We start from the raw sequence: 7,006 nt of genomic DNA on the forward strand, positions 1-7,006 counted from the left end.
CCTTCATGGCAGACGTTGACCTTGTAATGGCTCGGCCGCGCGTGGCCGCGCACGCCGGAGAGTTCGACGCGGTTGCTGCCGGGCAGCGCGCGCACTTCGGCTTCGGCGATGTCGGCCACCACGTCGGGCGTGAGATAGGCGCTCGGGTCGTGCACTTCGTAGAGCAGCTGTTCCTTCACGGTGGCTTCGCTCACGAGGCCGCCGGTGCCGTCGGCCTTGCCGATGGTGCATTGGCCGTCGGCATCGATCTCCGCAATCGGAAAGCCCACGTTGTCGAGCCCCGGCACGTCCTTGTAGCCCGGGTCGGCGAAGTAGCCGCCGCACACCTGCGCGCCGCATTCGAGCAGGTGGCCTGCCATGGTGGCGCGGCCCAGCCGGTGCCAGTCGTCGGCGCGCCAGCCGAAGTGCGACATGGCGGGGCCGACCGCGAGCGAAGGGTCGGCCACGCGGCCGCACACCACGATCTGCGCGCCGGCGTCGAGCGCGGCGGCAATCGGCTCGGCGCCGATGTAGGCATTGGCGCTGACGATGCGCAGGCCCTCCATCTGCGCGCCCAGCGTTTCATGCAAGAGCGCGCGGTGCGCAGGGCCCGAAAGATCGTCGCCCTCGACCACCGCGATGCGCGGCGCATCGGCGCCCAGTTCGCGCGCCATGCGGGCGATGTGGCGGGCCGCGGCGCGGGGATTGGCCGCGCCGAAGTTGCTCACGATGCGGATGCCGTGCGCGAGGCTGCGCGCCAGCACGGGCCGCAGCATGGCGTCGAGCAAGGGCTCGTAGCCGGCGTCGGGGTTGTCGCGGCGGCGCAGCTGGGCGAGCGCGAGCGTGCGCTCGGCCAGCGTCTCGAAGATCAGGAAGGCACGCTGGCCGGCCGGGCCGCCGGCGAGCCGCGCGATCAGCGTGTCGACCACCGGCCCAGCCGCATCGGTGCGGTCGCCGGAAAATCCGGCCGCGCAGCCGATCAGCAGTGAGGGCGGTGCATTGGCATTCATCGAGGCGGACTTTAGGCAGCCCGCCATCATCCGTAAAATCGAAAATTCGGATCAATTGATCCGAATTTCAGATCACCCGATAAATCTCACTGGTCGAGCCGGATGCCACGCCTGGCGATGATCGCGCCCCATTTGCGGCCCTCGCTGTCGATGAACGAGCCGAACTCCTCGGCGGAGCCGCCGCCCGCCACCAGGCCCTGGTTGGCCAGCAGTTCACGCACGGCCGGCTCCTGCAGCACCGTGTTCACATCGGCATTGATGCGGCGAACGACATCGGGCGGCGTGCCGCTCGCGGTGAAGAGGCCGTTCCAGGCCAGCGACTCGAAGCCCGGATAGCCCGACTCCGCCACCGTGGGCAGGTCCTTCATGAGCTCGGAGCGCTTCGCGCTCGTGACCGCGAGCAGCTTGATGCGCTTGCCCTGGATGAGCGGCAGCAGCGCCGGCGCCACGGTGAACAGCGCCTGCGTGTCGCCGGCCGCCACCGAAAGGCCCGCCGGCGGCGATCCGGCATAGGGCACGTGCACCGCCTCGATGCCGGCCACGCTGCGAAACAGCTCCATCGTCAGGTGCGATGAACTCCCCGCGCCCACCGAGGCATAGCTGAACGGGTGGCCCTGCTTCTTCGCCCACGCCACGAATTCCGGCAGCGTATTGGCGGGGTTGCCGGCCTGCACCGCCAGCACGTTGGGCTGCGAGGTGGTGAGCACGATCGGCACCAGGTCGCGTGCGGGCGCATACGGCATGCGGCTGTACATGTAGGGGCCGAAGGCGATCGGCCCGTTGAAGCCGATGCCCAATGTATGGCCGTCGTTCGGCGCCTTGGCCACGGCGTCCATGCCGATCAGGCCGCCCGCACCGGCCTTGGTCTCGATCACGATGGGCTGCTTCCACAGGGGGCGCAGCCGGTCGGCCAGCGTGCGCGCGATCAGGTCGAGCGAACTGCCGGCGGGCGCGGGAACGATCAGGCGTACGGCCTTGGTCGGCCACTCCTGGGCGGAGGCGGCCATTGCCGATGCGCAGGCAAGGAGGAATGCGGCGAGCTTGTTCTTGTTCATTTCGAATCTCTGCTTGAGCCCGCCACCTTACATCGGCCAGGTGCGGCGCCGGCCGGCGCTCCACGCAAAAAAGCCGGGCCCGCTTTCGCAGGCCCGGCCTTCTTGCCTTTCTGCAACTACAGCGGCAGCGCATTGCCGCGTGCGGCGGCATAGGCTTCGGCCCGCACCGTTGCGCGGTCCACCGCACCGGCGACGATCGGCGTGGTGCCCGAGGAGGCCGCTTCGGCGTACGGGTCCGGTGCGCGTGCGGCGGCCACCGCTTCGGCACGCACGGTGTCGCGGTTGTTCATGGCGACCGGCGGATGCATCGGGCCTGCATCGACGCCCGTGGCATAGGGATTGCCAATGCGCGCGGCCACCACGGCCCCGGCAGCCACGTTGGCGCGRCTCTCGGCGGTGGTCAGGGGATGGACGCCTTCATAGGTTTCGGCATGGGCGGCGCCGGCGGCGGCAGCGAGGGCCAGTGCGATGGCAGAAAGACGCTTGGCGTTGGAGATGGTCATTCGGATTTCCTTCGATTCAATGATTGGATGGAGGGAGCTGCGAACCGTTCTTGCTTTTTGGGCTGGTCCGTGAAATCGATTTTGCGATGGCATCCAGGTACAACCTCATGGCGCACGCAATCCCGGCAATCGCGACGTGGAAACAGCCGGCCGCGGTTTGAAGCGGTGCGCGAAAGCTGATAGCAATCGGGTCGCGCAGAGGCGCCCATGCCACGCGGCACTTCACAGGCCGCGGCAAGGCCGCTACATTCGACGCCTCGACAAACAACCCGGATCGGAGGTGCGCGATGGAAGACACAGCTATTCATTGCTCCACGATCGGCCGGTTTGTCGGTTCTTCGAAGAGTTGCTGATACAGCCAACTCGACCCTTGCGGCGCTTCCTGGCCGCAACCGCAAACCGCCCGAGATTCAAACGCCGCCGCCGGCAAGCAGTTGCCGGCCGCGATCTGTCCGTTTCCAGAATCCTCAAGGCTCACCATGCTTGAAACCCGCGCCGCGCATCCGCGGCCGTTTTCGATATCCGTTTTCGATCCCCATCAGGCGTCCACCGAAAGCTGGGAGAAGTTCCATCGCTATTGGCAGCTTCGCACCGAGGAAGACCACCCCGGCGAGCGCCGCATCCCCAGCGCCGACACCGAGCGCGCGCTGCGTGAGCACCTGCCGCTGCTGGCCTTCCACCGGGTCCTCGCGAGTTGCGAAGGCGAGTTCATCGGCAGCCTCACGCTGAGCTTTCGCCGCGAAGGCTCGCCGGACCATGCCGCCTTCGCGCCCTATCTCGATGCCTGGGGCGGTGTACTGCGGCCGCACCGGCGGCGCGGCGTGGCCAGCGCACTGCTGCGCGTGCTGCTCGGCTTCATGGAAGCGCAAGGCAAGACCACGGCCAGCATCAAGGCCCACTTGCCCGAAGGGCATGCGTTTCTCGCAGCCATCGGCGCGATCGAGAAGCACCGCGCCGTCGAGAACCGGGCCGCCTTCGATGCACTGCCGTGGGACGAACTCGCCCGCTGGCAATCGCAGGCATTCGCCGCCGGCGGGGGCTTGCGCGCCGAAATCCACGCCGGCCGCGTGCCCTTCGAGCGCCTGGCCAGCCTGATCGCGCCCTTCTCGGCGCTCATCAACGACGCGCCCACCAATGCGCTGGACATGCCGCGCATGCGCTACGAGCTCGAGAACTACCGCACCTGGTATGCCGACATGTCGCAGCGCGGCGGAGAGCACTTTCTGGTGCTGCTGCTCGACGGCGACGAGGTGGCCGCCATGTGCGACGCCAGCTGGGACCAGCGCTTTCCGGACCGCATGTACCAGCAGCTGACGGCCGTGGCGCCGCGCTGGCGCGGCAAGGGCCTGGCCAAGGGCGTGAAGGCCTCCATGCTGGCGCTGGTAAGCGAGCGCCACCCGGAGGTCGCCACCGTCATCACCAGCAACGCCGAGGTCAACGCGCCGATGCTCTCCATCAACCACCGGTTGGGCTTCGCGCCGCACAGGCATGATGCGGTCTACCAGATCGGCCCGGAAAGCCTGAGGGCCTTCCTCTCGACCCGCCCGCTGGATCCGATGGAGCGGTACCAATGAAAGCACCACCACGACTGCAGTCGCTGGTCGACGAAGGCCTGATCGACACGGTGGTCCGCCAGCTGATGAGCGGCAAGGAAGCCATGGTCTACGTGGTGCGCTGCGGCGAGGAGACGCGCTGCGCCAAGGTCTACAAGGAAGCCGACAAGCGCAGCTTCCGCCAGGCCGTCGACTACACCGAGAACCGCCGCGTGCGCAATTCGCGCGAAACGCGCGCCATGGCCAAGGGCACGCGCTTCGGCCGCCAGGTGACCGAGGCCATCTGGCAAAGCGCCGAGGTCGATGCGCTCTACCGCCTGGCGGCGGCCGGCGTGCGCGTGCCCGTTCCCTACAACTTCCTGGAAGGCGTGCTGCTGATGGAGCTGGTGACCGATGCCAACGGCGATGCGGCCCCGCGCCTGAACGACGTGGCCTTCACGCGCGAGGAAGCCGTGCAGCACCACGCCAGCCTGCTGAAGGAGGTGGTGCGCATGCTGTGCGCGGGCGTGGTGCACGGCGACCTGTCGGAATTCAACGTGCTGCTCGCGGCCGACGGCCCGGTGGTGATCGACCTGCCGCAGGCGGTGGATGCGGCGGGCAACAACCACGCGAAGCGCATGCTGCTGCGCGACGTGGAGAACCTGCGCAACTTCTTCGGCCAGTTCGCGCCGGAGCTCCTGGGCACGCACTACGGCGACGAGATCTGGCACCTGTACGAGCGCGGCCTGCTGCGCGTCGAGTCGGTGCTGAGCGGCACGCATGCGCGCGACACCGGCCCCGTCGACCTGGGCAACGTGCTGCGCGAGGTGGACGACGCGCGCGAGGAAGAAGCGGCGCGGCGCCTGCGCATGCAGCTGCCCAGGCTCTGACGCGGGCCGTCAGGGCCGTTCGTTCTTCAGCTCGCGCAGCTGCGCCTCGGCATGTTCGAGCTCGGTCCGCAGCGCGCGGATGTCGTGCTCCAGCTTGTCGATGCGCGCCGCGCGGCTTTGCGGCGGCTCCGATGTCCGGCAGCGCGCCCGCAGCGCGTCCAGGTTCTCGGCGAGCTGCCGGCGGCGCAGCATCTGGCCCCTGGAGCGGGCCAGGTCCATGTCGTGCTCCAGCGCGGCCTCTTCCGCTTCGCAGGATGAAGCGGCGCCTTCCGCCGGCTCCGCGGCCTGGGCGAATGCGGGTGCGGCCAGCGCTAGCGCCATTCCCAGGAACCAGCGCTCCATGCGCAGTTCGCGCCGCACCCATCGAAGAAGGCCACCATGCCAGGCGAAATCCATTGCACCCACTCCGTTCCATCGGCCTGCCAATGCATGCCGTGGCGCATTCTGTCTCAGGCCAGCGCCTCCACGCACAGCGCCGTGACCTTTCCTGCGACCGAGGGATGCGCCTGAAGCGCATGCAGCGCCAGGTCCATCGTGCCCTGCCGCACCGGCTGCGTGAGCACCAGCAGCTGCGCGCCCATGCCGGGCTGCGCAGCCGCCAGCGCCACCTGCTGCACCGGCACCTGCTGCCCCGCCAGCCAGCCCGATACCGCCTCGATCTGGCCGGCGGCATGCACGGGGATGCGCAGGTAGTGCGCGCAGCATGCCTCGGCGCGGGGCAATGCCGGCAACGCGCTCATCGCATGCGCATGGAAGCCCAGGTGCGGCACGCGCTGCGCGGCATGGGTGCCGTCCAGCCGCGCCACATCGACCAGGTCGGCAATCACCGCCGATGCGGTCTGTTCGGAGCCCGCGCCGGCGCCGTAGTACATCGTCACGCCGGACGCATCGCCCTTGACCATCACGGCGTTCATCGACCCGTTCACATGCGCCATCAGGTGCGATGCGGGCACCAGCGCGGGCTGCACGCGCAGCTCCACGCCCTCCTCCCGGCGCCGCGCCACGCCCAGCAGCTTGATGCGGTAGCCCAGCTGCTCGGCAGAGGCCACGTCCACCCGCTCGAGTGCCGTGATGCCTTGCACCTGCACATCGGCAAGCCGCACGGTGGTGCCGAAGGCATTGGCGGCCAGCAGCGTGAGCTTGTGCGCGGCGTCGATGCCTTCGATGTCGAAGGCCGGATCGGCCTCCGCATAGCCGAGCGCCTGGGCCTGCGCGAGCGCGGCTGCGAAGTCCAGGCCTTCATCCCTCATCTTGCTCAGGATGAAGTTGGTGGTGCCGTTGATGATGCCCGCCACCCACTCGATGCGGTTGGCCGCGAGGCCCTCGCGCAGCGCCTTGACAATGGGAATGCTCACCGCCACTGCGCCCTCGTAGGCCACGGCCACCCCATGCCGCCGGGCCGCGGCAAAGATTTCGGCGCCATGCACCGCCAGCAAGGCCTTGTTGGCCGTGACCACGTGCTTGCCGTGCGCGATGGCGGCCAGCACCCATTCGCGCGCCGGGCCGGTGCCGCCGGCCACTTCCACCACCACGTCGACATCGGGATGGGTGGCCACGCGCAGCGGGTCGTCCGTGAGCGGAACATCCGCGCCCACGATGGTGGCGGCGCGCACCAGGTTGCGCGCGGCCACCATCACCAGCTCGACGGGCCGGCCCGCCCGGCCCGCGATCTCGGCCTGGTTGCGCGCCAGCACCCGGAATGTGCCCGAGCCGACGGTGCCGATGCCGATCATCCCCACGCGCAGCGCACGGATGGCCGCGGGGCGGCTGGGCAGGGGTTCGAGGGACTGGACTGGATCGCGGTACATGGACATCTCCGGATGAAAAACAAGAAACCCAGCTGCCAGAGCTGGGTTTCATTCATTCGGGGAAGAAGAGCGATACACCAGGTGGCTGCCGAAACGGCCACCTGCGCGTGCTCAGGTGGCCGCGGTGGTAATGGTGGTAATCATTCGTGCAACCAATGACCCCTCCGCCCGCGCGAAGGCAGGCGGCATCATGCGGGCCATGGAGGCTGCGCAGACGGTGGAGGGGAAG

7 protein-coding genes are annotated in these 7,006 nt (G+C 68.8%); 2 read left to right on the top strand and 5 right to left on the bottom strand.

Annotated elements, in window-relative coordinates; genetic code table 11:
* The 3 genes from AC1DOC_RS12735 to AC1DOC_RS12745 form a co-directional block, all read right to left on the bottom strand.
* Positions 1-989 (bottom strand): acyclic terpene utilization AtuA family protein (locus AC1DOC_RS12735; RefSeq protein ID WP_478129886.1); only part of this gene is annotated, 989 nt, incomplete at its 3' end.
* Positions 990-1,075: 86 nt separating this feature from the next.
* Positions 1,076-2,044: a Bug family tripartite tricarboxylate transporter substrate binding protein gene (locus AC1DOC_RS12740; protein WP_412510751.1), complete on the bottom strand. Its 969-nt coding sequence runs from the start codon at positions 2,042-2,044 to the stop codon at positions 1,076-1,078.
* 116 nt (positions 2,045-2,160) lie between these two features.
* Positions 2,161-2,547: a hypothetical protein gene (locus AC1DOC_RS12745; RefSeq protein WP_018902853.1), complete on the bottom strand. Its 387-nt coding sequence runs from the start codon at positions 2,545-2,547 to the stop codon at positions 2,161-2,163.
* 479 nt (positions 2,548-3,026) lie between these two features.
* On the opposite strand from AC1DOC_RS12745, the gene AC1DOC_RS12750 reads away from it, so the two are divergent.
* On the top strand, positions 3,027-4,121 hold the full coding sequence (locus tag AC1DOC_RS12750; RefSeq protein ID WP_478080663.1) for a GNAT family N-acetyltransferase: 1,095 nt from the start codon (positions 3,027-3,029) through the stop codon (positions 4,119-4,121).
* Positions 4,118-4,969, top strand: a complete 852-nt coding sequence (locus AC1DOC_RS12755) for a PA4780 family RIO1-like protein kinase (protein ID WP_278878809.1) — start codon at positions 4,118-4,120, stop codon at positions 4,967-4,969. The genes AC1DOC_RS12750 and AC1DOC_RS12755 overlap by 4 nt, the downstream gene beginning before the upstream one ends.
* 9 nt (positions 4,970-4,978) lie before the next feature.
* Here the strand turns inward: AC1DOC_RS12755 and AC1DOC_RS12760 are convergent, their stop codons facing one another.
* Both AC1DOC_RS12760 and AC1DOC_RS12765 read right to left on the bottom strand, forming a co-directional pair.
* Positions 4,979-5,365: a DUF1090 family protein gene (locus AC1DOC_RS12760; protein WP_478080664.1), complete on the bottom strand. Its 387-nt coding sequence runs from the start codon at positions 5,363-5,365 to the stop codon at positions 4,979-4,981.
* A gap of 53 nt (positions 5,366-5,418) precedes the next feature.
* Entirely contained in the window at positions 5,419-6,777 is a 1,359-nt protein-coding gene (locus AC1DOC_RS12765) for a homoserine dehydrogenase (RefSeq protein WP_478083476.1), read from the bottom strand.
* Positions 6,778-7,006 lie beyond the last annotated feature (229 nt).

The organism is Variovorax sp. 01T439_2 (genome assembly GCF_056398445.1).

What these genes read in the sequence shown, in the direction of transcription:
- AC1DOC_RS12740 (WP_412510751.1), bottom strand. Translation starts at nt 2,044, where the DNA reads ATGAACAAGAACAAGCTCGCCGCATTCCTCCTTGCCTGCGCATCGGCA.
- AC1DOC_RS12750 (WP_478080663.1), top strand. Translation starts at nt 3,027, where the DNA reads ATGCTTGAAACCCGCGCCGCGCATCCGCGGCCGTTTTCGATATCCGTT.
- AC1DOC_RS12755 (WP_278878809.1), top strand. Translation starts at nt 4,118, where the DNA reads ATGAAAGCACCACCACGACTGCAGTCGCTGGTCGACGAAGGCCTGATC.
- AC1DOC_RS12760 (WP_478080664.1), bottom strand. Translation starts at nt 5,365, where the DNA reads ATGGATTTCGCCTGGCATGGTGGCCTTCTTCGATGGGTGCGGCGCGAA.
- AC1DOC_RS12765 (WP_478083476.1), bottom strand. Translation starts at nt 6,777, where the DNA reads ATGTACCGCGATCCAGTCCAGTCCCTCGAACCCCTGCCCAGCCGCCCC.